The organism is Pseudonocardia sp. EC080619-01, assembly GCF_001420995.1.
In the GTDB taxonomy this organism is placed as follows: domain Bacteria; phylum Actinomycetota; class Actinomycetes; order Mycobacteriales; family Pseudonocardiaceae; genus Pseudonocardia.
This window is the reverse complement of record NZ_CP012184.1, coordinates 5,734,681-5,758,648: the sequence shown is the minus strand read 5'-3', so window position 1 is coordinate 5,758,648 and position 23,968 is coordinate 5,734,681. Positions and strand designations below refer to the sequence as shown.

At 75.9% G+C, this 23,968-nt stretch carries 22 protein-coding genes; 10 read left to right on the top strand and 12 right to left on the bottom strand.

From position 1 onward, the window contains the following. Positions 1-23 precede the first annotated feature (23 nt). Together AD017_RS26455 and AD017_RS26450 are read left to right on the top strand one after the other, a co-directional pair. On the top strand, positions 24-914 hold the full coding sequence (locus AD017_RS26455; protein ID WP_010227415.1) for a PAC2 family protein: 891 nt from the start codon (positions 24-26) through the stop codon (positions 912-914). Between the two features lie 43 nt (positions 915-957). After that, on the top strand, positions 958-2,094 hold the full coding sequence (locus tag AD017_RS26450) for an MFS transporter (protein ID WP_060575918.1): 1,137 nt from the start codon (positions 958-960) through the stop codon (positions 2,092-2,094). 16 nt (positions 2,095-2,110) lie between these two features. Here the strand turns inward: AD017_RS26450 and AD017_RS26445 are convergent, their stop codons facing one another. Further along, positions 2,111-2,473: a DUF2237 family protein gene (locus AD017_RS26445; protein WP_060575917.1), complete on the bottom strand. Its 363-nt coding sequence runs from the start codon at positions 2,471-2,473 to the stop codon at positions 2,111-2,113. Between the two features lie 103 nt (positions 2,474-2,576). Here AD017_RS26445 and AD017_RS26440 point away from each other — a divergent pair, with 103 nt between their 5' ends. Then, positions 2,577-3,542 carry a zinc-binding dehydrogenase gene (locus AD017_RS26440; protein ID WP_082538381.1) on the top strand — a complete coding sequence of 322 codons (966 nt, stop codon included), beginning with the start codon at positions 2,577-2,579 and terminating at the stop codon, positions 3,540-3,542. Between the two features lie 43 nt (positions 3,543-3,585). On the opposite strand, the gene mshC is transcribed toward AD017_RS26440, so the two are convergent. The 6 genes from mshC to AD017_RS26410 all read right to left on the bottom strand — a co-directional run bounded on the left by mshC (position 3,586) and on the right by AD017_RS26410 (position 10,285). Continuing rightward, entirely contained in the window at positions 3,586-4,824 is a 1,239-nt protein-coding gene (gene mshC / locus AD017_RS26435; protein ID WP_010224122.1) for a cysteine--1-D-myo-inosityl 2-amino-2-deoxy-alpha-D-glucopyranoside ligase, read from the bottom strand. 31 nt (positions 4,825-4,855) lie between these two features. Then, positions 4,856-6,343, bottom strand: coding sequence for a sodium:solute symporter (locus AD017_RS26430; RefSeq protein WP_060576626.1), 1,488 nt, complete (start codon positions 6,341-6,343; stop codon positions 4,856-4,858). A 78-nt stretch (positions 6,344-6,421) separates the two neighbouring features. Continuing rightward, positions 6,422-7,624 (bottom strand): anhydro-N-acetylmuramic acid kinase, encoded by a 1,203-nt coding sequence (locus AD017_RS26425; RefSeq protein WP_060575916.1) that lies wholly within the window; start codon positions 7,622-7,624, stop codon positions 6,422-6,424. Further along, positions 7,621-8,583 carry an N-acetylmuramic acid 6-phosphate etherase gene (locus AD017_RS26420; protein ID WP_060575915.1) on the bottom strand — a complete coding sequence of 321 codons (963 nt, stop codon included), beginning with the start codon at positions 8,581-8,583 and terminating at the stop codon, positions 7,621-7,623. The genes AD017_RS26425 and AD017_RS26420 overlap by 4 nt, the downstream gene beginning before the upstream one ends. Further along, positions 8,580-9,575 carry an N-acetylglucosamine kinase gene (locus AD017_RS26415; RefSeq protein ID WP_060575914.1) on the bottom strand — a complete coding sequence of 332 codons (996 nt, stop codon included), beginning with the start codon at positions 9,573-9,575 and terminating at the stop codon, positions 8,580-8,582. The genes AD017_RS26420 and AD017_RS26415 overlap by 4 nt, the downstream gene beginning before the upstream one ends. Then, positions 9,572-10,285 carry a GntR family transcriptional regulator gene (locus AD017_RS26410; RefSeq protein WP_010238322.1) on the bottom strand — a complete coding sequence of 238 codons (714 nt, stop codon included), beginning with the start codon at positions 10,283-10,285 and terminating at the stop codon, positions 9,572-9,574. Before AD017_RS26410 ends, AD017_RS26415 begins: the two co-directional genes overlap by 4 nt. Positions 10,286-10,408: 123 nt before the next feature. On the opposite strand from AD017_RS26410, the gene AD017_RS26405 reads away from it, so the two are divergent. Together AD017_RS26405 and AD017_RS26400 are read left to right on the top strand one after the other, a co-directional pair. After that, the gene (locus tag AD017_RS26405; protein ID WP_060575913.1) at positions 10,409-11,419 is read left to right on the top strand and encodes an SIS domain-containing protein; all 1,011 of its coding nucleotides are present in this window, start codon (positions 10,409-10,411) and stop codon (positions 11,417-11,419) included. After that, positions 11,416-12,540: an N-acetylglucosamine-6-phosphate deacetylase gene (locus AD017_RS26400; protein ID WP_227012596.1), complete on the top strand. Its 1,125-nt coding sequence runs from the start codon at positions 11,416-11,418 to the stop codon at positions 12,538-12,540. Before AD017_RS26405 ends, AD017_RS26400 begins: the two co-directional genes overlap by 4 nt. 18 nt (positions 12,541-12,558) lie before the next feature. Here the strand turns inward: AD017_RS26400 and AD017_RS26395 are convergent, their stop codons facing one another. Together AD017_RS26395 and AD017_RS26390 are read right to left on the bottom strand one after the other, a co-directional pair. Then, positions 12,559-12,738 (bottom strand): hypothetical protein, encoded by a 180-nt coding sequence (locus AD017_RS26395; protein ID WP_010235005.1) that lies wholly within the window; start codon positions 12,736-12,738, stop codon positions 12,559-12,561. After that, on the bottom strand, positions 12,735-13,721 hold the full coding sequence (locus AD017_RS26390; RefSeq protein WP_010235008.1) for a bile acid:sodium symporter family protein: 987 nt from the start codon (positions 13,719-13,721) through the stop codon (positions 12,735-12,737). The genes AD017_RS26395 and AD017_RS26390 overlap by 4 nt, the downstream gene beginning before the upstream one ends. Positions 13,722-13,809: 88 nt before the next feature. Here AD017_RS26390 and AD017_RS26385 point away from each other — a divergent pair, with 88 nt between their 5' ends. The 3 genes from AD017_RS26385 (at position 13,810) to AD017_RS26375 (ending at position 17,031) form a co-directional block, all read left to right on the top strand. Then, entirely contained in the window at positions 13,810-14,667 is an 858-nt protein-coding gene (locus AD017_RS26385) for a LysR family transcriptional regulator (protein ID WP_060575912.1), read from the top strand. A gap of 652 nt (positions 14,668-15,319) precedes the next feature. After that, a complete protein-coding gene (locus AD017_RS26380; protein WP_010234040.1) occupies positions 15,320-16,111 on the top strand; it encodes a transporter substrate-binding domain-containing protein in 792 nt (263 codons plus the stop codon). Between the two features lie 35 nt (positions 16,112-16,146). Continuing rightward, positions 16,147-17,031, top strand: a complete 885-nt coding sequence (locus tag AD017_RS26375) for an NAD(P)H-binding protein (RefSeq protein WP_060575911.1) — start codon at positions 16,147-16,149, stop codon at positions 17,029-17,031. Between the two features lie 5 nt (positions 17,032-17,036). Here AD017_RS26375 and AD017_RS26370 read toward each other — a convergent pair whose 3' ends face one another. Together AD017_RS26370 and AD017_RS26365 are read right to left on the bottom strand one after the other, a co-directional pair. Then, positions 17,037-18,995, bottom strand: a complete 1,959-nt coding sequence (locus AD017_RS26370) for a VWA domain-containing protein (protein WP_060575910.1) — start codon at positions 18,993-18,995, stop codon at positions 17,037-17,039. Continuing rightward, positions 18,988-20,382: an ATP-binding protein gene (locus AD017_RS26365; RefSeq protein ID WP_060575909.1), complete on the bottom strand. Its 1,395-nt coding sequence runs from the start codon at positions 20,380-20,382 to the stop codon at positions 18,988-18,990. Before AD017_RS26365 ends, AD017_RS26370 begins: the two co-directional genes overlap by 8 nt. Positions 20,383-20,539: 157 nt before the next feature. Here AD017_RS26365 and AD017_RS26360 point away from each other — a divergent pair, with 157 nt between their 5' ends. Together AD017_RS26360 and AD017_RS26355 are read left to right on the top strand one after the other, a co-directional pair. Continuing rightward, positions 20,540-21,148 carry a TetR/AcrR family transcriptional regulator gene (locus tag AD017_RS26360; protein WP_010234051.1) on the top strand — a complete coding sequence of 203 codons (609 nt, stop codon included), beginning with the start codon at positions 20,540-20,542 and terminating at the stop codon, positions 21,146-21,148. Further along, positions 21,145-22,329 carry an oxygenase MpaB family protein gene (locus AD017_RS26355; RefSeq protein WP_060575908.1) on the top strand — a complete coding sequence of 395 codons (1,185 nt, stop codon included), beginning with the start codon at positions 21,145-21,147 and terminating at the stop codon, positions 22,327-22,329. Before AD017_RS26360 ends, AD017_RS26355 begins: the two co-directional genes overlap by 4 nt. Positions 22,330-22,345: 16 nt before the next feature. Here the strand turns inward: AD017_RS26355 and AD017_RS26350 are convergent, their stop codons facing one another. Continuing rightward, the gene (locus tag AD017_RS26350) at positions 22,346-23,962 is read right to left on the bottom strand and encodes a glutamine synthetase family protein (protein ID WP_060575907.1); all 1,617 of its coding nucleotides are present in this window, start codon (positions 23,960-23,962) and stop codon (positions 22,346-22,348) included. Positions 23,963-23,968: the final 6 nt, after the last annotated feature.

Below are 23,968 nucleotides of genomic sequence, written 5' to 3'. Positions count from 1 at the left end.
CCCCGGGGCCGTAGGCTGGGCCGATGACCGACCGAGAGCCGAGCACCACGGGCGGGGCGGACGCCCCCGACCTGGTCGAGCCGGTCCTCATCGCCGCGTTCGAGGGCTGGAACGACGCCGGGGAGGCCGCGAGCACCGCGCTGGAACACCTGGAGCTCAGCTGGGACGCCGAGCCTCTGACCTCGATCGATCCCGAGGAGTACTACGACTTCCAGGTCACCCGGCCGCACGTGAAGCTCGCCGGCGGGGTGACACGGAAGATCGAGTGGCAGACGACGCGGCTGTCGTGGGCCACGCTGCCGGGCACGGACCGGCACGTCGTGCTGGTCAGCGGCATCGAACCGAATCTGCGCTGGCGTTCGTTCTGCGCCGAACTGGTCGGTCACGCCGAGCGCCTGGGGGTGACGAAGGTCATCACACTCGGAGCCCTGCTCACGGAGGTCCCGCACACCCGGCCGACGCCGGTGAGCGGGACGTCGTGGGACGCGGACTCGCTCAAGGAGATGGGCACCGAGCCGTCGAACTACGAGGGCCCGACCGGGATCGTGGCGGTGTTCCAGCAGGCCTGTGTGCAGGCCGGGATCCCGGCGCTGTCGTACTGGGCCGAGGTGCCGCACTACGTCTCGCAGGCGCAGGTCCCGAAGGCCGCGGTCGCGCTGCTGCACCGGATCGAGGAGGCGCTCGACGTCGAGGTGCCGCTCGGCGGGCTCCCGGAGAAGGCCGAGGAGTGGGAGCGCACCGTCTCCGAGATGGCCGACGCCGACGACGAGGTGCGGGAGTACGTCCGCCAGCTCGAGGAGCAGGCGAACGAGACCGAGGAGGAGGAGACCCGCACCGAGCTGCGGGAGACCTCGGGCGACACGATCGCGGCCGACTTCGAGCGCTACCTGCGCCGTCGCGGCCCGAACTCCTGACGGGCGGGCCGGCGCGGCCCCTCACGGGTGGGCCGGTGCCGCGGTGACGGGGGCGCTGCGCCGCGGCGCGCTGTTCGCGGGCGCGTTCCTCGGGCCGTTCGGCGGGGGGATGACGGCGGCGATGCTGCCCGAGCTGGGCGGCGACTTCGGGGTGCCGACGGCGACGGCCGCGGTGTCGATCACGGCCTACCTGCTGCCGTTCGCCGGTGTGATGCTGGTCTCGGGCACGCTCGGGGAGCGCTGGGGCCGCGGCCGGACGGTCGTCGCCGGGTACGCGGTCTACGTCCTCGCGTCGGTGGTGTGCGTGCTCGCGGACTCCTGGACGCTGTTCCTCGCCGGCCGGGCCCTGCAGGGGGTGGCGAACGCGTTCACCACCCCGCTGCTGCTCGCGGCGCTGGCGACCGCGGTGGAGCCGGAGCGGCTCGGGCGCGCGCTGGGCTGGTTCGGCTCCCTGCAGGCAGCCGGGCAGACCTCGGCGCCGCTGGTCGGCGGGCTCGCCGCCGAGGTCGACTGGCGGCTCGCGTTCGGCGGGGCGGCGGCCGTGGCGCTGCTGCTCGGGGTGGTCGGGATCCCGGACGGACCCGCCACGGCCCGGGACGGCCGCCGTCCCCGGCTGCGCTCGGCGTGGACCGGGCCCGTGCTGCGGCTCGGCGTCGTCGCCGGGCTGGGCTGGGGCTGCCTGGCCGGTCTCAACTTCCTGCTCGCGCTGCGGCTCGAGGACGACTTCGGCCTGGGCTCGGCGTCCCGCGGGCTGGTGCTGACCGCGCTCGGGGTGGCCGGGATCCTCACCGCCCGCCTCATCGGCGGTGCGGTGGACCGGCTGGGGCCGCGCCGCTGCGTCCTCACCGGTGCGGTCGCCGGCGGGGTGCTCGTCGCGCTCACCGGTCTGGTGCCGGTGCTCTGGGTGGTCGTCGCGCTGTGGGCCGCAGGCGGGGTGTGCAGCCAGCTGATCCTGGTCGGGGTGAACGCACTCGTCCTGGGGGCGGGCGGGCCGAACAGCGGCGGCGCCGTGTCGGTGGTGCAGGCGGTGCGGTTCGCGGGGACGGCGGCGTCCCCGGTCGGGCTCACCCCCGTCTACCACGTGGACCCGGTGGCGGCGTTCGTCGTGCCTGCCGGGTTGCTGGCCGTCGCCGCGCCCGCGGTGCTGGTGGCGGGCCGGGCGCCGCGGCCCGCCGGCTGACCGGCACCGGCCGCGCTCAGCGCTCCGCGGCGTGCGTGCGCAGGTCGGCCAGGTCGACCCACTCCAGGGTCCGCGCGTGCGTGGCCTCGAGGACGACCGGCGGGGCGACGTCCTCGCGCAGCGCCTCCACCCAGCGGCTCGCGCACAGGCACCACCGGTCCCCCGGTTCGAGCCCCGGGAAGCCGAATCCCGGCCGCGGGGTGGACAGGTCGTTGCCCCGTTCCCGGGAGAAGTCCAGGAACTCCGCGGTGACCCGGGCGCACACCGTGTGGACGCCGGCGTCGTCCCCACCGGTGTCACAGCAGCCGTTGCGGTAGAACCCGGTCAGCGGATCGGTCGAGCAGCTCTCCAGCTCCCCGCCGAGCACGTTGCGCGCCATGCGGCCATTCGACCACGCACCCCGGCTCCCGGCATCCCGCACTGGACCTGAAGCCCGGTCGAGGTCGCACGCTGGGTGCGGGAACGGCGTGGAGGAGCGGGCGATGCAGGCGATCGTGGTGGAACGGTTCGGCGGACCGGAGGTGCTGCAGGTGCGGGACGTGGCCGATCCCGCACCCGGTGACGGCGAGGTGCTCGTCGACGTCGGGGCCGCCGGGGTGCTGTGGGTGGACACCGCGATCCGCCGCGGCGCGGGGCCGCCGCACCTCGCCGCCGAGCCGCCGTACGTGCCCGGCGGGGTGGTCGCGGGGACGGTGACGGGGCTCGGTGCCGGGGTGGACCCGGACCTGCACGGGGCCCGGGTGGCGCTCCGGGCCCCGCACGGCGGGTACGCCGAGCGGGTCGTGGCGCCGGCGTCGTCGCTGGTCGCGGTGCCGGACGGCGTGGACCTCGGGGCTGCCGCCGCCCTGTTCGGGGACGGGGCCACCGCGCTGGCGCTGCTGGAACGCACTCCGGTGCACCCCGGGGAGCACGTGCTCGTCCTCCCGGCGGCGGGCGGTCTGGGGAGCCTGCTGGTGCAGCTGGTGACGGCGGCCGGCGGCCGGGTCGTCGGTGCCGCACGGGGCGTGGCACGCGGCCGGCAGGTGCGGGAGCTCGGCGCCGAGCACGTCGTCGACCACGGCCGTCCGGGCTGGGTGGCCGAGCTGCACGCGCTCCTGCCGCGCGGCCCGGCGGTGGTGTTCGACGGCGTCGGGGGCACGGCAGGCCGCTCGGCGGCCTGGCTGGTCGCCGACGGCGGCCGGTACAGCTCCTACGGCGCCGTCGGCGGTCCCCCGCCCGAGCCGGGGCCGTGCGAGGAACGCTCCCGGCGGCTCACCGTGGTGACCATGGAACAGCTCGCCGGTGTCGCGGCGGACGCGCCCCGCCGAGTAGGTGAGGTGCTGGCGCGCGCCGCACGCGGGGAGCTCCGGCCGCTGGTCGGAGCGGAGTACCCCCTCGCCGAGGCGGCCCGGGCCCACACGGACCTGGAGCGGCGCCGCTCCACGGGGAAGATCCTTCTGCGACCGTGAGACGCCCCGCCGCACCCGGGCGGCGGGGGCGCCACGGGTGCCGTCAGAGGCGGACGCCGAGGAGCGCGTCCAGGGCGGTGCGGGCCAGCTGCGGGGCGCCGGCGTCGGTGCCGCGGCGGGTCAGCGCCTCGTCGGCCCAGGCGTCGACGGCGGCCAGCGCGCCGGGGGTGTCCAGGTCGTCGGCGAGGTGCGTGCGCAGCTTCGCGACCAGCTCGGCGGCGTCCGGGCCCGCGTCGAGCTCGACGGCCTCGCGCCAGCGGGCGACGCGGCCCTCCCCCTTCGCGTGCACCTCGTCGGTCCAGGACCGGTCGTCGCGGTAGTGCCCGTCGAGCAGCGCCACCCGTACGACGTTCGGGTCCACGCCGGAGCTGCGCAGCTTCGAGACGAAGACCAGGTTGCCCTTCGACTTCGACATCTTCTCGCCGTCGAGGCCGATCATCCCGGTGTGCACGTAGTGCCGGGCGAACGGGTGCTCGCCGGTGAGCGACTCGGCGTGCAGCGCCCCGCACTCGTGGTGCGGGAAGATCAGGTCGGAGCCGCCGCCGTTGAGGTCGATCTGCTGGCCGAGCCGGTTCAGCCCGATCGCGGCACACTCCACGTGCCACCCCGGACGCCCACGGCCGAGCCCGGACTCCCACGCCGGCTCCCCCGGCCGCGCCATCCGCCACAGCAGCGGGTCGAGCGGGTTCCGCTTGCCGGGCCGGTCCGGGTCGCCGCCGCGCTCGCGGGAGAACTGCAACATCGTCTCGAGGTCGTAGTTCGACTCGTAGCCGAACCGGCCGGTGGCGGAGACGTCGTGGTAGACGTCCGGGTACTCCGGGTCGTCCAGCCGGTAGGCCGCGCCGGAGGCGACCAGCTTCTCCACCAGCTCGGCGATCTCCGGGATCGCCTCGACCGCGCCGACGAACTGGCGCGGCGGCAGCACCCGCAGCGCCTCCATGTCCTCGCGGAACAGGGCCGTCTCGCGCAGCCCGAGCACGACCCAGTCGTCCTGGTCGCGCTCGGCCCGCTCGAGCAGGGGCTCGTCGATGTCGGTGACGTTCTGGACGTAGTGCACCTCGTGCCCGAGGTCGCGCCAGAGCCGGTTCACCAGGTCGAAGGCCAGGTAGGTGGCCGCGTGGCCCAGGTGGGTCGCGTCGTACGGGGTGATCCCGCAGACGTACATCGTCGCGACCGGGCCCGGCGCGGTCGGCCGCACCCGCCCGGTGGCGGTGTCGTGCAGCCGCAGCGGCGGACCGCTGCCCTCCAGTGCCGGGACGTCGGTCGGGGCCCAGGTCTCCATGCGGTCAAACCTACCTACGTGTCGGGAGTGCTCATGCGGACGAACGCGCCGGATCGTCCGCCGATTCCTCGGTCGCACGTGTCCGGTGCCGCAGTGACAGCAGCAGTCCGAGCACCATCGTGATCACGAGTCCGATGGCGGTGTACCAGGTGAAGCCGACGGCGTCCGGCGCGAACAGGAACAGCGAGCCCATCACGACCACCGCGACGGCGAACGCGACGATCGCGTCGGCCTGCCGGGCCCGGCGGACGACGATGCCGAGCGCGAACGCCCCGAGCAGCCCGCCGTAGGTGATCCCGGCGACCGAGAGCCCCAGCTCGACGACCGGGTCCTCGGTCGAGGTGAACAGGTTGGCGAAGACGATGAACACCAGCCCCCACACGAGCGTCGTGAACCGGGACAGCCGGATGCCCTGCTGCGCGGACAGCTCGCGCCGGGACAGCGTCTGCACCAGGTCGATCACGGTCGACGACAGCGCCGACAGCGACGAGCTCAGCGTCGACATCGCGGCGGCGAGGATCCCGGCCAGCAGGAGACCGGACACGCCCGCCGGGAGGCCCTCGACGATGAACTTCGGGAACAGCTCGTCGCCGGTCTCCAGTCCCAGCGCGCCCGGGGTCGCCCCGCCGTAGTAGCCCCAGAGGAAGAGCCCGACGACCAGGAACAGCGCGAACTGCACGCCGACGACGACCGCGGAGAAGATCAGCGCCTTCTGCCCGTCACGGACGGTCCGGCACGACAGCAGCCGCTGCACGATGATCTGGTCGACGCCGTGGCTCGCCATCGACAGCAGCGCGCCGCCCACGACCGCGGTCACGAAGGCGTAGGGGGCGGACAGCGGGCTGGAGGTGAAGTCGAGCAGCTGGGTCTTCCCCGCGGCGACGGCGTCGTCCCAGAAGCCGGCGGGCAGCTGCGGCCCGATCACCGCGAGCGCGACGATCCCGCCGGCGACGTAGAGCCCCATCTGCAGGACGTCGGTCCAGACGACCGCCTTGATCCCGCCGACGTAGGTGTAGGCGACCGTCACCAGCGACAGGACGACGATGATCCAGAAGAACGAGACGTCTAGCCCCATCCCGGCGAGGATGACCTTGACCGGGATGGCGGCGGCGAACATCCGGACGCCGTCGGCGAGCAGCCGGGTCAGCAGGAACGCCACCGAGGCGGTGCCCTGCATCCCGCGACCGAACCGTTGCCCGAGGTAGCCGTAGGCGGTCGTCAGACTCCCCGCGGCGTAGCGCGGCAGCAGGACGAACGCGACGACGATCCGGCCGATCAGGTAGCCCAGCGCCAGCTGCAGGTAGGTCAGCGAGCCCAGGTAGGCCACGGTCGGCACGCTGATCACGGTCAGCGCCGAGGTCTCGGTGGCGACGACCGACAGCGAGATGGCCCACCAGGGCATCTCGCGACCACCGAGGAAGTAGTCCTCGTTGGATCTCTGCCGGCCGGCCATCCAGAGTCCGATGCCGAGCGACAGCACCAGGTAGGCGACGATCACGATCAGGTCGAGGGTGCGCAGCACGGCGGCTCCCTGGGGTGTGGGCCCGGCGACACTGCCGGGAGCGGGGGACGGGTCGGGACGGGTCGGCGGTCCGGATCAGTCCGGGCGGGGTGGTGCGCCCGCCCGTCCGGTCGCGAGCCGGAGCCGGAGCGGCGGTTCCGCGGGTGCGGGCAGCCGCAGTGGTGCCGCTCCCGGGCTGATCCGGCCGGCGATCGTCGGCTCCCGGGCGCCGGTGCACGACGGCACCGTGGAGGCGACGCCGTGCCAGGTGAGGAACCCGAGCAGGGCGAACAGCAGCGCCTCCTTCCCGTCGCCGGGCAGGCCGGCGTCGGAGACCGGGGCGAGGCGGGCGGGCGCGAGCCGGCGTTCCAGCGCAGCGACGACGGCGGGGTTCTGCGCCCCGCCCCCGGAGACCAGCACCTCGCGGACGCCGTAGGGCGCCAGCGCGTCGGCGACGGTGCCCGCGGTCAGCTCGACGAGCGTCGCGAGCAGGTCGTCGGGCCGGTCGAGCACGGGGTGGCCGTCGAGCACCCGCGCGGTGTAGGCGGGGTCGAACAGCTCCTTGCCGGTGCTCTTCGGTGGCGGCAGCCGGTAGTACGGCTCGGCGAGCAGCCGGGCCAGCGCGCCGGCGTCGACGGTGCCGCGGGCGGCGCGGACCCCGCCGGTGTCCTGGTGCGCACCCGTCGTGGCGCGGGCGGCGGCGTCGAGCAACGCGTTCGCCGGGCCGGTATCGAAAGCGGCCGCAGGGCCCGCCCCGACCACGGTGACGTTGGCGATCCCGCCCAGGTTGAGCGCGGCCACCGGTCCCCCGGCAGCCTCGGCACGGTCACCGAGCAGCAGGACGTCGAGGACGGAGGCGAGCGGGGCCCCGTGCCCGCCCGCCGCGACGTCACGGGCCCGCAGGTCCGACACCACGGGCAGGCCGGTGGCCTGCGCGATCCACGCGGGCTGGCCCAGCTGCAGGGTGCCGAGCACGGCACCGTCCTCGACATCGTGGAACAGCGTCTGGCCGTGGCTCGCGACCAGGTCGGCGCGGCCGCCGGTGAGCTCGTCGATCCCCGTGCGTGCAGCTGCCGCGAACGCGTGGCCGAGCCCGGTGTCGATCCGCGCGACGGCGCCGAGCGTGGTCGCGGCCGGCGGGAGGGCCTCCAGGACGGCGGCACGCAGCTCCGGCTCGAACGGCACCTCGAGGTGCCCGAGCGGGGCCATGGTGACCGTCCCGCCACCGATCTCCAGGCCGGCCGCGGCGACGTCGATGCCGTCGACCGAGGTCCCCGAGGACAGGCCGACGACGATCACTCCGTGCCCCCGTCCACGGTGCCCCCGTCCACCGGGCCGCCGTCCACCGGGCCGCCGGCACCCGCCGCGACGGCAGCCGAGACGCGGCCGTCGGCACCGGCGAGGAGACGGCCCGCGGTGCGGGCGTCCACCCCGGCGAGCAGCGCGACGATCGCGGTCTTGGCGTGCCCGCCGGCGTCGTCGAGCGCGGTGCGCACCTCCCGCGGGCCGGCCCCGGTGGCCTCGCCGACGATCCGCTCCGCCCGGACGCGCAGCTTCACGTTGGTCGCTGCGACGTCGACCATCAGGTTGCGGTGCACCTTGCCGAGCCGGACCATCACGGCCGTCGACAGGGCGGTGAGCAGCATCTTCTGGCTGGTGCCCGCCTTCATCCGGGTCGAGCCCGCGACGATCTCCGGGCCGGTGTCGAGCGTGATCGCGACGTCGGCGAGTTCCGCCATGACGCTGCCGGGGTTGTTCGCGACGGCGACGGTGGCCGCCCCGGCCTCGCGGGCGGCGACGAGCAGCGCGCGGGCGTAGGGGGTCCGGCCGGACGCGCTGATCGCGATCACCAGGTCGTCGGGGCCGAGGTCCAGCGCGGCGAGATCGGCGCGGGCGGCGCCGGTGTCGTCCTCGGCGCCCTCGACCGCCCGCGTCATCGCGTCGGGGCCGCCGGCGAGGAGGGCGACCACCCGGTCGTCGCCGACGCCGTAGGTGGGGGCGAGCTCGGTCGCGTCGAGGACGGCGAGACGGCCCGCGGTGCCGGCGCCGCCGTAGACCATCCGGCCGCCGCGCTCCAGTCGCTCGACGGCGAGATCGGCGACGGCGGCGATCCGCTCCGCCTCGGCCCGCACGGCTTCGACGACGAGCGCGTCCTCGGTCGTGACGAGATCGACCAGCGCGCGGGTGGACCACTGGTCCAGGTCGGCGAGGTCGGGGCGGGCGCGCTCGGTGGCGAGGGCGCCGAGGTCCTCGGTCACCGCAGGACCCCGGGGAGCGGGGCGAGCAGGGCGTGGTGGGGCACGGTCGGGTCCTCCAGGAGCAGGCGGGCGCCGTCGAGGGCGTCGCCGCGGGGTGGGGTGCGGGTCAGGGCGCGGGCGGCGAGGGCGTCGTCGAGCGGACGGGTGAGCACCGGGCCCGCGTCGAGCAGGCCGCCGGCGCAGGCGACCGGCCACGGGCCGTCCGAGCCGTGCGGGCCGTGCGGGCCGTGCGGGCCGTGCGGGCCGTGCGGGCCTGCCGGTCCCGGATCGAGCCGGTCCCGGGCCGCGGCCGCGGTGTCGGCGAGATCGGACGCGGCCCGGGTGACGATCGCGCCCGCGACCGGGTCCCCGGTGCCCGCCGCGTCGACGACGTCCCGGGCGAACCGGGCGACCTCGCGGGCCGGGTTGTCCGAGCCGTGGATCCGGCCGGGCAGCGCGTCCGGGTCGCCCCAGCGGTCCCGCAGGCGTGCGAGCAGCGTCGCCGATCCGCCGGGACGGCCGTCGTGGGCGCGGAGCGCGGCGTCCAGACCGCCGCGGCCGATGGCGTGGCCGCTGCCCGCGTCGCCGAGCAGGTAGCCCCAGCCGTCCACCCGGGCCGGACGCCCGGCGGAGTCGATCCCGAGGGCGACGGTCCCCGTCCCGGCGGCCAGCACGACGCCCGGCGCCCCGCCGAGGGCTCCGGCGTGCCAGGTGGTCATGTCGCTGGCCAGGAGGACCCGCACGCCCGCGCCGAACCGTTCCCGCAGCCCGTCGGCGAGGGCGGCGGCCCGGTCCGGTGCCGACGCGAGGCCGGCGAGTCCCGCGGCGACGGCGTCCGGGGCGGGCCAGCCGCCGGTGGCGCCGTCGACCGCGGCGAGGGCCCGGCCGACGCCGTCGCGGTCGGCGAGGCCGCTCGCCCCGCTCCACTCCCCCGTCGCGACGCGGTGGCCGTCCTCGCTGAGGGCGGCCCGGCAGCCGGTCTTGCCGACGTCGAGCGCGAGCAGCCGGGTCACGTGGCACCCACCCCGGCCGCGACCGGGGCGATCTCGGCCTCGATGCGGTACCGGTCGCCCCGGTAGACGGCGCGGACGAACTCGAGCACCCGGCCGCCGTCGTCACGGGTGGTGCGCTCGAACAACAGCGCCGGGCTGTGCACCGGCACGCCCAGCAGGTCCGACTCGGGCCCGTCGGTGACCGTCGGCTCGATCGACTGGCGGCCACCGGCGACCGCGTGACCGTGCCGGGCCAGCAGCTCGTAGTACGACGCCGCGGCCAGGGTCTCCTCGGTCAGCCCGGGCACGAGGTCGGCCGGGACGTGCAGGGTCTCCAGGGCCATCGGCTCGTCGTCGGCGAGACGCAGCCGCAACGCCCGGACGACGACGGCGTCCGGCGACAGCTCCAGACGCCGGCCCAGCCGCGCCCCGGCCGGACCGGTCTCGAACTCCACGATCCGGGTGGCCGGGACCAGCCCGCGGGCCCGCATGTCCGCCGAGAACGACGTCGCGGTGAGCCCGTGCGCGATCCGCGGCCCGACGGCGAACACCCCGGCGCCCTGCCGGCGGCGCAGCCGGCCGGCGGCGACCAGCTCGTCGACGGCACGGCGCAGCGTCGTCCGGGACACGCCCACCTCGCGGGCGAGCTCGCGCTCGGGCGGCAGCGGGTCACCCGCGGCCATGGCGTCGACCCGTTCGCGCAGCTCGTCGTGCAGCCGCCGGTACTTCATCGGCCCTCCTCGAAATCTGGACCAGTGGTACAGTTCGGTGCGCCAGATCGCAACCCCTCCGGTGAACCAGTGGTCCACCGGGCGTCGACGAGGAGCACCGTGCCCGACAGCCCCGGAGCCCTGATGGCCGCCGAGACCGCCGAGCAGCCGGAGGTCTGGCGCCGGCTCCTCGACGCGTCCGGTCCCGGCGGGGAGTCCGGCGTGGACCGGGTGGCGGCACTGGTCAGGGACCGGTCACCGCGGTTCGTGCTGTTCGCCGCCCGCGGCACCAGCGACCATGCTGCGCTCTACGCCAAGTACCTGACCGAGATCCGACTGGGCCTGCCCGCCGGGCTGGTGTCGCCGTCGACCCTGACCGCCTACGCGGCCCGTCCCGATCTGCGCGACGTCCTGCTCGTGGCGGTGAGCCAGTCCGGCGGCTCGCCGGACCTGCTGGCGTGCGTCGAGACCGCCCGGGCTCAGGGGGCACTGACGGTCGCCGTCACCAACGACGCCCGGTCGGCGCTCGCGACGGCCGCCGACGGGCACGTCGACGTCCTCGCCGGCCCCGAACGCGCGGTCGCGGCGACCAAGACCTACACCGCACAGCTGCTCGCGCTGCACCTGCTCGTGTCGGCGGTCCGCGGTGAGCCCGACGCCGGAGCAGCCACGCTGCCCGGGCTGGGCGAGCGGGTGCTGGCCGGGGAGGACGCCGTCGTCGCGGTCGCCGCCCGGTACCGCTTCGCGCAGCGCATGATCACGACCGGGCGGGGCTACTCCTATCCGGCGGCCCGCGAGGCCGCGCTCAAGCTGATGGAGACCGCCTACGTCTCGGCGCAGGCGTTCTCCGGGGCGGACCTGCTGCACGGCCCGCTCGCCCTGGTGGACCCGCTGGTCCCGGTGCTGGCCGTCGTCTCCCCCGGTGCGGGCGGCGACGCGATGGCGCCGGTCCTGGCGTCGCTGGCCGCGCGGAACGCCGACGTCCTGCGGGTCGGCGGCGACGGCGGGCTGCCCCTGCCCGGCGCGCCGCGCGAGGAGCTCGCGCCGCTGCTGGAGATCCTCCCGATGCAGCAGCTGGCCCGCCACGTCGCCGTCGCGCGCGGCGGGGACCCGGACGCGCCGCGCGGGCTGGCGAAGGTGACGGAGACCCTGTGAGCCTGCTCGTCGCCGCGGAGACGCTGGCCACGGGCACCGGGGACGGGCCGGGGCCCGGGTGGGTGGAGCTCGGCGGAGGCCGGGTGACGGCTGCCGGTTCCGGGCCGCCGCCGCGGGAACCGGACCGGCGGGCCGCCGTCGTCGTCCCGGGGTTCGTGGACCTGCACTGCCACGGCGGGGGCGGCGCCGCCTTCGGCACCGACGCCGCCGAGGCGGCCCGGGTGGCCGCGTTCCACGCCGCCCGCGGCACGACGACGATGCTCGCCTCCCTGGTCACGCTCCCCCGAGCCGAGCTTCTCGCCGCCGTCCGGGCGTTGCGGCCGCTCGTCGACGACGGCGTCATCGCCGGGGTGCACCTGGAGGGGCCCTGGCTGGCCGCCTCCCGGTGCGGGGCCCACGACCCCGCGCTGCTGCGCGACCCGGACCCGGCCGAGCTGGAGCCGCTGCTCGCCACCGGCGCCGTCGCCGTCGTGACGGTCGCGCCCGAGCTCCCCGGCGGGCTCGCGGCGATCGAGCAGGTGCACCGGGCCGGGGCACTCGCGGCCGTCGGGCACACCGCGGCCGGCTACGACCTCACCCGCCGCGCGGTCGACGCCGGCGCCCGCCTCGGGACGCACCTGTTCAACGCGATGGCGCCGCTGCACCACCGCGATCCCGGCCCGGTCGCGGCGCTGCTCGCCGATCCCCGCGCCGCCGTCGAGCTGATCACCGACGGCGTGCACGTGCACCCGGCGCTGTGGGAGATCGTGGACCGCGCGGCGCCGGAGCGGGTCGCGGCGGTCACCGACGCGATGGCCGCGGCCGGCATGCCGGACGGCGGCTACCGGCTCGGTGCGCTCGACGTCCGGGTCGACGGTGGCGTCGCACGCCTCGCCGACGGGACGATCGCCGGATCGACCGCGACCGCCGACGCGCTGTTCCGCCGGATCGTGGCGGCGCACCCGGGCCCGCGGGAGGCGGCACTGGCCCGGGCCGTCGCGTGGACCTCGACGACCCCGGCCCGCCTGCTCGGGCACACCGGCGCCGGTCGTCTCGACGCGGGCGCGCGGGCCGATCTCGTGCTGCTGTCCGACGACCTCGTGGTCGAGGGCGTCCTGCGGGGTGGCGCGCCCGTCACCTGACCGGCGCCGTGCCCCGCTTCACCACCACTCGACGTCCAGCTTGGACTCGATCTCGCGGACGTGCCTGCGTGCGCAGGCCGGGCACAGCCACCCGTCCCGGCCGCGCTCGTCGCGGTCGGACACCCACCCCGCGACGGCCGCCGCACCGGCGTCGCCGGGCCGTACGGCGCCGCACAACCGGCAGGCGGGCGTCGTCATGTCCGAGATGGTGCTCCGGACGCGGCCGGGTTGTCGAGATGTTCCCGGCGCCGGCCGAGGCGGTTCGCGATCGCCGCGCAGGCCATCAGCTGGATCTGATGGAACAGCATCAGGGGCAGCACGACCAGCGCCGCCGCCGGGCCGCCGAACAGCACGCCGGCCATCGGCAGCCCGCTGGCCAGGGACTTCTTGGAGCCGCAGAACACGATGGCGATCCGGTCCGCGGACCGGAAGCCGAGTGCGCGGGTGCCGAGCGCCGTCAGCCCCAGTACGACGGCCAGCAGCAGCACGCAGACACCCAGCAGGACGCCCAGCGAGAGCGGGGTGAGGGTCCGCCAGGTCCCGGCGACGACACCCTCGCTGAACGCCGTGTAGACGACGAGCAGGATCGAGCCGCGGTCCACGAGGACCAGCCGGGACCGGTGCGCCGTCACCCACCGGCCGATCAGCGGCCGCGCCGCCTGCCCCGCGAGGAACGGCACGAGCAGCCGGAGCGCGATGTCGCCGAACGTCGCCGCGTCGAACCCGCCGCTGGTCGCGAGCAGCAGCGCGGCGAGCACCGGGGTCAGGAACACGCCGAGCACGTTCGACACCGACGCCGCCACGATCGCGGCCGGGACGTTGCCGCGGGCGATCCCGGTGAAGGCGATCGACGACTGCACGGTCGACGGCAGGCAGCACAGGAACACGACGCCGGTCGCCAGCGGTGCGGGCAGGAGCCACTCCGGCAACAGCAGCGCCGTCGCCCCGACCAGCGGGAAGACCACGAACGACGCGGCGAGCACCGTCGAGTGCAGCCGCCAGTTCCGCAGGCCGGAGAACGCCTCCGCCGCGGAGAGCCGGGCGCCGTAGAGGAAGAACAGCAGCGCGATCGCCGCCGTCACCGCACCGTCGGCCACGTCGGCGGCCGTGCCCCGGGCCGGTACGAGCGCCGCGACCCCGACGGTGAGGACCAGCAGCACCAGGAACGGATCGGGACGCACACGCACCCGACCGATTCTCCGCGCACCGCTGCCATCGGGAAACCAGCTGAGCACACTCACTGTCAGCGCGTTCTACGATGACCGGGTGATGGATCCGGTGCTGCTGCGCTCGTTCGCCGCCGTCGCGCGGATGCGGAGCTTCACCCGTGCCGCGACGGCGCTGGGGCTCGGGCAGTCCACGGTCAGCCAGCACGTGCGGAAGCTGGAGGCGGTCGTCGGGCGCCCGCTGCTCGACCGCGACACGCACTCGGTGGCCCTCACCGCCGACGGCGAGGCGATGCAGGAGTTCGCCGCGACCATCCTCGACGCCGGGGACCGCGCCCTGGCGCACTTCCGCTCCGCCCGGGTGCACGGACGGGTCCGGTTCGGCGTCTCGGAGGACCTGGTCCTCACCCGGCTCCCAGCGATCCTCGCCGACTTCCGGCGCCGCTACCCCGAGGTCGAGCTGCGGCTGACCGTCGGGCTGGCCGACAGCCTCGAACGACGCCTGGACCGCGGCGAGCTGGACCTGATCTTCGCCAAGCGGGCGCCCGGGGCGGACGGCGACCCGGCCGTCGTGCGCCGCGACCGGTTCGTGTGGGTCGGCCCACCGGGCTGCGGGATCGGGCCGGACGACCCCGTCCCGCTGCTCGGCTATCCGCCGCCGAGCCTGTCCCGCAGCGCCGCGGTCGGCGCGCTCGAGGCGGCCGGACGCCCCTGGCGGATGGTCTGCACCAGCGGCAGCCTCTCCGGCCTGCGGGCCGCCGCGCTCGCCGGGCTGGGCGTGCTGGCGCACGCCGGGACCCTGGTGCCGGACGGCCTGGAGGAGGTCCCGGCCCGTGCGGGGCTGCCGGCCCTCGGACCGGTCGAGGTCGTGCTCGTGCACGGCAGGCGCCGGACCGGCCCGGCCGAGGCACTGGCCCACAGCATCCGGACCGCAGCCGCCGACCTCCGCTCGGGCGCGTAGCACCGCCCGGTCCCGCGCCCGCACCTGGTCGCCGCACCGCTCACTCCTCGCATGGGGTGCGGCGCACGGCCAAGGGGTGCGGCGCACGACCACGGGTGCGGCGCACGACCGACGGGCCCGGGCCCGCCAGGGCTCTGGCCCCCAGTGCTCGGGCCACCCAGTGCTCGGGCCCTCAGGGCTCGGACCACCCAGTGCCCGGGCCCCCAGCGCTCGCGCACCTCGTCCCACGCTGACGCACCCCGTTCCCGGCCACCGCACCTCGCTCCGGCCCGGCGCACCCGCTGCGTGGGGTGCGGCGCACGGTCACGGGGTGCCGCGACAGGGCTCAGGGTGCCGCGCGCCGTCACGGACGCGCAGCCGGGCCCGGGATCGGCTCGCCCGTCCCCGCCCGTCCGGCGCACCGCGGCCGCGCCCGGCGCACCTCGTCACCGCTCCGGGCACCCGTCGCGTGGGGTGCGGCGCACGGCCACGGGGTGCCGCGACCGGGCACAGGGTGCGGCGCCCGGGCCCAGAGTGCGGCGGCTGGGCCGGGAGCGCGCGGTGCGGGGCGCGGATGCAGGGCGCGGGGTGCGGGTGCGCGGCACGGAGTCCGGGTGCCGGGCGGCGCACACGATCTGTCCGGTGCGGGATCCGGCGGCTAGGGTCCTCGATCGTGCGACGACGCCGGGGGTTCCTGTCCACCGTCCTGCTCAGCGTGGCTGTGCTGACCGGGTGCGGGACGGGGGACCAGGTGGACTCACCGGCGCTCGCCCGGATCGCCGAGTCCGGGGAGCTGCGGGTGTGCTCGACCGGTGACTACCGGCCCCTCACCCACCTCGCCGCGGACGGGACCTGGTCCGGTATCGACGTCGACATGGCCCGTGACCTGGCAGCGGAGCTCGGCGCGCGGACGACGATGGTGGAGACGACCTGGTCGGGCCTGCTCGACGACGTCGTCGCCGGGAAGTGCGACATCGCCGTCGGCGGCGTGTCGATCACGCCGGACCGTGCGGAGAGGGCCGCGTTCACGATCCCGTACCTGCGGGACGGCAAGACGCCCATCGTCCGCTGCCCCGACGCGGAACGGTTCCGGACCGTCGCCGACATCGACAGGCCGGGGGTGCGGGCCGTGGTGAACCCCGGCGGCACCAACGAGCGGTTCGCCCGGGAGAACCTGCGCAACGCGACGATCGTGCCGCACCCGGACAACAACACGATCTTCGACGTCGTCGCCGACGGCGGCGCGGACCTCATGGTCACCGACGCCATCGAGACCCGCTGGCAGGCCGCTCAGCGGCCGGGCGAGCTGTGCGCGGTGCACCCCGAGGACCCCTTCACCGACTCGGAGAAGGCGTACCTGACGCAGGCCGGCGACCCGGCGTTCACCCAGCGCGTCGACGTCTGGCTGAAGACCGCCCGGACCGACGGCACCTGGGAGCGGTTCGCCCGTCCCTGGCTCGGCTGAGCGGTTCTGTCGGGGGTCCCTGCCACGGTGCGGGCATGCGGATCGTGGTGACCACGCCGACGGGGAACGTCGGCTCGCGGGTGCTCCGGCTCCTGGTGCAGGCCGGGGTGCGTCCGGTCGCCCTCGCGCGCGACCCGGCCCGGCTGCCTCCGGACCTGGCCGGGTTCGTCGAGGTGGCGCAGGCCGACCAGACCGACCGTGACGCCGTCCTGCGCGCGACGGCGGGAGCGGACCGGCTGTACTGGGTGAACCCTCCGGGGCCGCCCGGTTCGGATCCGATGGAGCGGCACGCGGTCTGCGCGGAGGTGGTGGCCGCGGCCGTCCGGGAGAACGGGATCGGCGGCACCGTGTTCCAGAGCAGTGGCGGCGCGGAGCGGCGGCACGGCACCGGCGACATCGACGGGCTCGGTGCGACCGAGGAGGCGCTCGACGCCACCGGGGCACCGGTCCTGCACCTGCGCTGCGGCTACTTCACGACGAACCTGCTGATGTCGGCGGCGGAGATCGCGGACGGCACGCTGTCCACGCCGTGGCCGCTCGACCATCCGCTGCCCTGGGTGGATCCACGCGACATCGGCGACGTGGCGGCCGTCCGGCTGCTCGGCCCCGCGTGGACGGGCCGGAGCGTCCAGGGTGTGCACGGCCCCGAGGACCTCTGCTTCGCGCAGGCGGCGGACGTGCTGTCCGGGGTGCTCGGGCACCCGGTGCGCCCGGTGCACCTGCCCGACGCCGGGTTCCGCGCGATGCTCGCCGCCGCCGGGCTGAGCGCGCCCGAGATCGACGCGGTGGCCGGCATGGCCGCCGGGCTGACCGACGGCGTCGCCCCCGAGCCGCCGCGGGACGCGACGACCACCACGCCGACGTCGCTGCGGTCGTGGGCCGCGGAGCACCTGCGCGGGGCCGTCGCGCCCGGCCCGTGACCGGGTCAGCCCGTCCGCTTGCGCAGGTAGTCCGCGACCACCTCCGCACCGAGCCCGTCCAGGTCGGGGTTCACGACCCGGCCGCCGGCGCGACGGGCCAGCCGATCCATGAACGCGGCCAGCCCGGGGTCGTCGCCGAGCACGAAGAACGTGAACCGTGCGTCCATCCCGATCAGCCGGTCCAGCCCGTCGACGGTCGCGCGGAGCGTGTGCGGGCTGGGCGGGTAGTCGAAGTACGCCTCGCCGTCGCGTTCCAGGTGCGCGGTGGGCTCGCCGTCGGTGACGACCAGGACCACCGGGGTGGCGTCCGGCTGCCGGGCGAGCCGCTCGCGGGCCAGCAGCAGGGCGTGGTGCAGGTTCGTGCCCTGCATGTACACGCCCTCCAGCCCGACCAGCTCGGCGAGGTCGACGGTCTGCGCGTGCCGCCCGAACGTGATCAGCGACAGGTCGTCGCCGCGGAACCGGGTCGAGATCAGCTGGTGCAGGGCCAGCGCCGTGCGCTTCATCGGCACCCAGCGGCCCTCGGCCACCATCGACCACGAGGTGTCCACCAGCAGCGTCACCGCGGCGCGGGTCCGCTGCTCGGTCTCGACGATCTCGACGTCGGCCACGTCGAGCGCGCGGTCGTCGCCGCCCGCCCGCCGCAGCTGCGCGTTGAGCAGGGTGCGCGGCACCGACCAGGCCTCGGTGTCGCCGAACGCCCACGGCCGGGTCGCCCCGGTCGCCTCCCCCGCCGCACCGGCGCGGCGGGTCTCCCGCTGTCCCTGGCGCCCCGCGATCCGGTCGGCGACGTCGCGCAGCACGGACTGCCCGAGGGTGCGCAACGCCTTCGGCGAGAGCATCAGCGACCCGTCCGGCGCCCGCCGGAAGAGGTCCTGGCGCTGCAGCTCCCGCTCCAGCTCGGCGAGCGTGCGGGCGTCGGCCGCCGCCTCCGGGCCGAGCATCTCGGTGAGCGCGTCGAGGTCGATGTCCTCCATGCGTGCACCCGGGTAGCTCTGGGCGAGCTGCTCGGCCAGCGCGTCGAGCTGCCCGAGCTGCTCCAGCGCGCGGGTCGCCTCGCCCATACCCATCGGGTTGTCGCCGCGGAAGTTCCCCTCCCCCGACCAGTCCTCGCCGGGCCGCATGCCCTGCAGCTGGGCGTCGAGCCGCGCCAGCGACTGCGCGAGCCGCGGGTCGCCGAACGCCTGCTGGGCCAGCTCGGCGAGCTCGGCCCGCTGCTCGGCCGACATCGAGTTCATCATCCGCTGGGCGGCCGCGGACCGGGCGGCCAGCGCGTCGACCAGCTCCTCGGTGTTCTGCGGGTTCTCCGGGAAGTGGTCACCGTGCTTGCCCATGAACTCGGCGAACCGCTCCGTGGTGTCCTCGCCGCGGGCGTGGTGTTCCAGGAGGTCGTTGAGGTCGTCGAGCATCTCGTTGATCCGCTCGACGTCCTCCGGAGTCGCCCCTTCGAGCGCCTGCTTCATGCCCTCGAAGCGCTGGTCGAGCATCTCCCGGCCGAGCAGGTCGCGGATCTCGGAGTACGCCTCGAGGGCGTCGGCGGACCGCCAGTCGTAGGAGCCCAGTTCGCGGACGGCACCGCCGGTGTCGGACGGCAGGGCGTCGAGCTGCATCTCGCGGAACCGGGCGTCGTCGGAGTCCTCGTTGCGCAGGGACTCCTGCTCGGCGTCGAGGGCACGCTGCAGGAGCTCGCGGACCTCCTGCAGCGTGCCGTCGATCCGGTTGTCCCGCTGCAGGTCGCGACGCTGCTCCCAGACACGGCGGGTCAGGTCGTCGAGACCGCGACGCCCGTCGAGACCGCGCCGCATGAGCTCCTGCAGCGCCTGCCGCGGGGAGCTGCCCTCCATGACGTCGCGACCGATCTGGTCCATCGCGGACCGGATGTCGAACGGCGGCGCCAGCGGGTCGGGCCCGCCGGTGTAGGGCCCGTAGGCCCAACGCCGCTTCGCGCGGCGCGGATCAGCCATACGACACCGTGTCCCCGTCGTCGCCGGCGTCCTTCGCGAGCTTCCGGGTCAGGAACAGGTACTCCAGCGCCAGCTCCGCGGCCGAGGCCATCGGGCCCGGGTCCTCGGTGCCGGCCGCACCGAGCTTCCCGGCGATCTCGGTGAGCGCCCCGACCTGCGGCAGCGCGGCGACGACGTCGCGGGCCGGGACCCGCTCACCGGTACGGACCGGGCGGGTGGAGACCTCGACCGCGAGCTCGTCGAGATCGACGCCGCGCAGCGCGAACCGCGCGGTGTCGGCGGTGGCGCGGCGCAGCAGGTGCTCCAGCACCTCGTCCTCGCGCCCCTCCTCGCCGGCCGCGAACTCCAGCTTGCCGCGCAGCACGGCAGGCACCGACTCCAGGTCGACCGGGCGGGCGTAGGCGCGGTCCTCACCGACGAGCGCGGCCCGGCGCAGCGCGGCGGCGGCGACGGTCTCCGCCGCGGCGACGGCGAACCGGGCCGAGACGCCGGAGCCCTGGTCGATCGCCGAGGACTCCCGCAGGTGCCGGGTGAACCGGGCGACGACCTCGATCAGGTGCCGCGGGACCTCGGCCTCCAGCGAGGCCTCCTGCGCGACGAGCTCGACCTCGGGCGCCAGCTCCAGCGGGTAGTGGGTGCGCACCTCGGCGCCGAACCGGTCCTTGAGCGGGGTGATGATCCGCCCGCGGTTGGTGTAGTCCTCCGGGTTCGCGCTCGCGACGAGCAGCACGTCCAGCGGCAGCCGCAGCGTGTAGCCGCGGACCTGGATGTCGCGCTCCTCCATCACGTTGAGCAGCGCGACCTGGATGCGTTCGGCCAGGTCGGGCAGCTCGTTGATGGCGACGATCCCGCGGTGCGCCCGCGGGACGAGACCGAAGTGGATGGTCTCCGGATCCCCCAGCGAGCGACCCTCGGCGACCTTGACCGGGTCGACGTCGCCGATCAGGTCGGCGACCGAGGTGTCCGGGGTGGCGAGCTTCTCGGTGTAGCGGTGCGAGCGGTGCACCCAGGCGACGGGCAGGTCGTCGCCCAGCTCCTCCGCCCGCCGGACGGAGGCCGGCGTGATCGGCTCGTAGGGGTGCTCACCGATCTCGGAACCGTCGATGACGGGGGCCCACTCGTCGAGCAGGTTGCCCAGCGACCGCAGCAGCCGGGTCTTGCCCTGCCCGCGCTCACCGAGCAGGACGAGGTCGTGGCCGGCGATGAGGGCCCGCTCCAGCTGCGGGACGACGGTGTCCGAGAACCCGACGATGCCGGGCCAGGGGTCGCGGCCCTCGCGCAGGGCCGCCAGGAGGTTGTCGCGGATCTCTTGCTTCACGCCCCGCAGTTCGTGGCCGGACGTACGCAGCGCGCCGACGGTACGGGGAAGGTCAGGTGTGACGGGCACGGATTCCACGCTACGCCCGGTCGCGGCGACCGGCGCGCGATCGCGTCGTGCCCCGGGCGGAAGGTCCGGGGTGACCGGCGCCACGGTGCGCCGGCCTGGCGGCAGAGAATACTGTCTGGCTGTACAGATAGTTTGTCGGGCGGCTCCGGGAGGACCGATGGAGGGCACGCGGGACGGGCGTCGCCGTCGCGGTGCGGACACCCGCCGCGCACTCGTCGACTCAGCCGTCGACGTCGTCACCACCGGCGGGTTCGACCGGCTCACCCTGCGCGAGGTCGCGTCCCGGGCCGGGGTCTCCCCCGCGTCGGCCACCTACCACTTCGGCACGGTCGCGGACCTGCTCGCCGCCGTCGTCGCGGAGCTGGACGACCGGTCGACCGCACGGCTCGCGGACCTGACCCGGCGCAGCCGGGCCGGCGAGCTCACCCTGCTCGACGCCTGCACGACCTACCTCGTCGACCTGCTCGGCCCGGGTCGTCGGGCGTACCTGACCATGCTGGAGCTGCGGATCCGCGCCGCCCGCGATCCCGGCCGGGTCGCGCCGCCCGGCGGGCAGGACGCCGTCGTCGACCTGATCCAGGACCACCTCGGCAACCGGGACCGGGCCCGCGAGCTGTTCGCCTCGGTGGTCGGGCTGGCCACCCTCGGTGCGCTCGACCCGGCCGAACCGGATCCGGCTCGGATCCGCGACCACATGGCCCGCCTCCTCGACAGCCACGGTCTGGCCCGGGAACCCGCGCGGACCGCGGAGGGAGAACGCTCGTGAGCACGCACTGGCCCACCGGCCGCATCACCTGCACCGATCTCGCCGCACGCGTCGGCGCGGAGCGGGCCGAGCTCGCCGGGCGCGCGCTGCGCACCGGTGATCCGCTCGCGGACGCCGTCGTCGCCGAGATCCGGGACGGCGGTCGCGAGGTCCGTGCCCGGCTCGATCTCGGCATCCGGGAGGGGCTCGCCGCGCTGGAGGACCCGCCGCCCGCCGTCGCCGCGCTGCTGGCGTCGGCGGAGTCGCTGCCCCCGGGCGCCGACCCGGCGCTGCTCGACACCGGTGCGCGGCCGCTGTTCACCTCACCGCCGCCCGTGCACACCCTCTCGCTGTCCGCCGGGGCGTTGCTGCGCACCTACGGGTCGCCGTCGATCGCGGTCCTGCTCGACACCACCGGCCGGCTCGTCGACGGGGCGGAGCGGCGCCTCGCCGAGACCGGCCGCTGGCTGCTCTCGGCGACCCTGCCCGGCGGGCTGCGTCCCGGCAGCCCCGGCTACGTCACGACGCTGCAGGTCCGGATGCTGCACGCGCACATGCGGGAGCTCGCGCGCACCCGCGGCTACGACGAGACGGTGCACGGTGTCGCGATCAACCAGATCGACCTCGCCCGGACCTGGCTCGACTTCACCCTCGTCTCGCTGACCGCCGAGGAGACCATCGGTTTCAGGCTCACCGGTCCGGAGACCGCCGAGGTGTACGCCTACTGGCAGGTGCTCGCCCACCAGCTCGGCATCGAGCCGGAGCTGCTCGAGGGGATCACCGGCCACGCGGGGGCCGCCCGGCTCGACGCGCTCGTCGGTGCCGTCACCGGGCCGCTCGCCCCGCAGTCCCGCACGCTCGCGGCCGCCACCGTCGACGCCGTCGCGGGGCTGCTCCGCGAGCCCCTGCGGCTCCCGCTCCCGGCCGGCCGTCTCCTGCTGGAGGTCCTGGGCCGCCGCTTCCACGGGCCGGCCACCGCGGACGCGCTGGGTCTGCGCCGCAACGCCGGGCTCGATGCGCTCCTCGGCGCCGGTGCATGCGTGGTGCGGGCCCGGCGGGCGTGGATCCGCCGACGGCCCGGCGCGCTGGAACGGACCCGGGCCCGCCACGTCGCCGCGACCCGCGCGATCCTCGCCGCGGACGGCGCCCCCGCGCTGTTCCAGACGTACCGGCTGGACACGTCCGAACCCGCCCGGAACTGACGACGCCCACCATGGGTCAGTCCGCCGGCCCGGGGTCCGGGGTGCCGTTGTCCCACCACTCGACCCGCATGCCGGCCGCCCGCACCGCGGCCTCCGCCTCCCCCCGCCGGTCCGCTGGGGTGACGAGCACCAGGCCACCCGCCCGGCGACGGCGGCGGGCCAGCGCCGCCGCGACCCACGGCAGCGGTTGCCGGTGCGTCCCCCGCTCGCCGAGCTGCGGGTAGGTGTCGGCGACGGCGAGCAGTGTCCCGCCCGGGCCGTCCTCGCGGCCGTAGAGCACGACGAAGTGCCCGACCCGCCAGTCCGCGCGCGGCAGGCCGCTGTCGTCGCCGGTCTCCAGGAACGCCTCGAGATCCTCGGCCGGGGTGTGCGAGGAGACGAACCACCGGGTCAGGACGTTCGCGATCGGCAGCAGCGGGATGCCGACGACGTTGTCGAGCAGGACCCGCAGCCGGTCGGCGGCGGTCCACGTACCGGGATCGCTCTGCATCGGGTCCGGCAGCGGGGGCCGGTCGGCCAGCCCCGCCAGCCCGGCGCCGATGACCACGGCCTGGGCGAGGTAGGGGTTGGCGGAGGCGTCGGAGACCTTCAGCTCGACGTTCGCGTGCGCCGCACCGAGCAGTCCGGTCGCCGGGACCATCCGCAGCGCCGCCTCCCGGTTCTGCACGCCCCAGAACGCGTACGCGGCGGCGAAGTGGCCGGGACGGCGCCGGTGCAGCGACCCGACGCTCGGCGCGGTCACCCCGGCGACGGCAGGCAGGTCGCGGAGCAGCCCGGCCAGCCACGCGGCCCCGTCGCCGGTCAGCCCCGCCGGGCCCTCACCACCGGCGAGCAGGGGGACGTCGCCGCGGGAGACCGAGGTGTGCAGGTGCCAGCCGTTGCCCGCCGACGACGTCGACGGCAGGGGCGCGAAGCTCGCCCGGAACCCGTGCGCGGCCGCCGCGGCGTGCACCGTCTGGCGGGCCAGCAGCTGGCGGTCCGCGGCCGTGAGCGGATCGGCGGCCTCGATGCTCAGCTCGATCTGGGCGGGCCCGAACTCGGCGTGGAACTGCCCGACCGGGACCCCGTTGTCGCGCAGGTCGCCGAACAGCCGGGTGACGAAGCCGTCCAGGCCGACCAGCGCGTTCGGCCCGTAGACCGGTCCGGTGAAGGCGGGCACCGGGGGTTCGGCGCCGTCGTCGAGGTAGAGCGCGAACTCGAGCTCGTACCCGGCGCGCACGGTCACGCCGGCCCGGTCGGCGGCAGCGAGCTGCCGTTCGAGGACCCCACGCGGGTCGTACGGCCAGGCGGCCCCGTCGTCGGCGACGAGCCGGCCCGGCGACCAGCCCAGACCGCGCCGCCGGGCGAGCGGGACGACGGCGTCCGGGCCGGCCGCCGGGACCAGCCGGACGTCGCCGGACGGGGTCGAGATCCCGGGCGCGTCGAACGTGATGGCGTCGCCGGTGTCGAAGACGGCGAACAGCGACGTCACCCCGACGCCGCGGTGGGCCACGTCGGACAGGCTCTCGACCGGCACCGTGCGCGAGCGCAGGACGCCGTTGTTGTCGGCCCAGCCGATCGTCACACCGACCACGCCCCGGTCGGCCAGTGCACGGGTACGGCCCTCGAACCCGTGCGCGTCGGGCAGCGTCATGCCGGG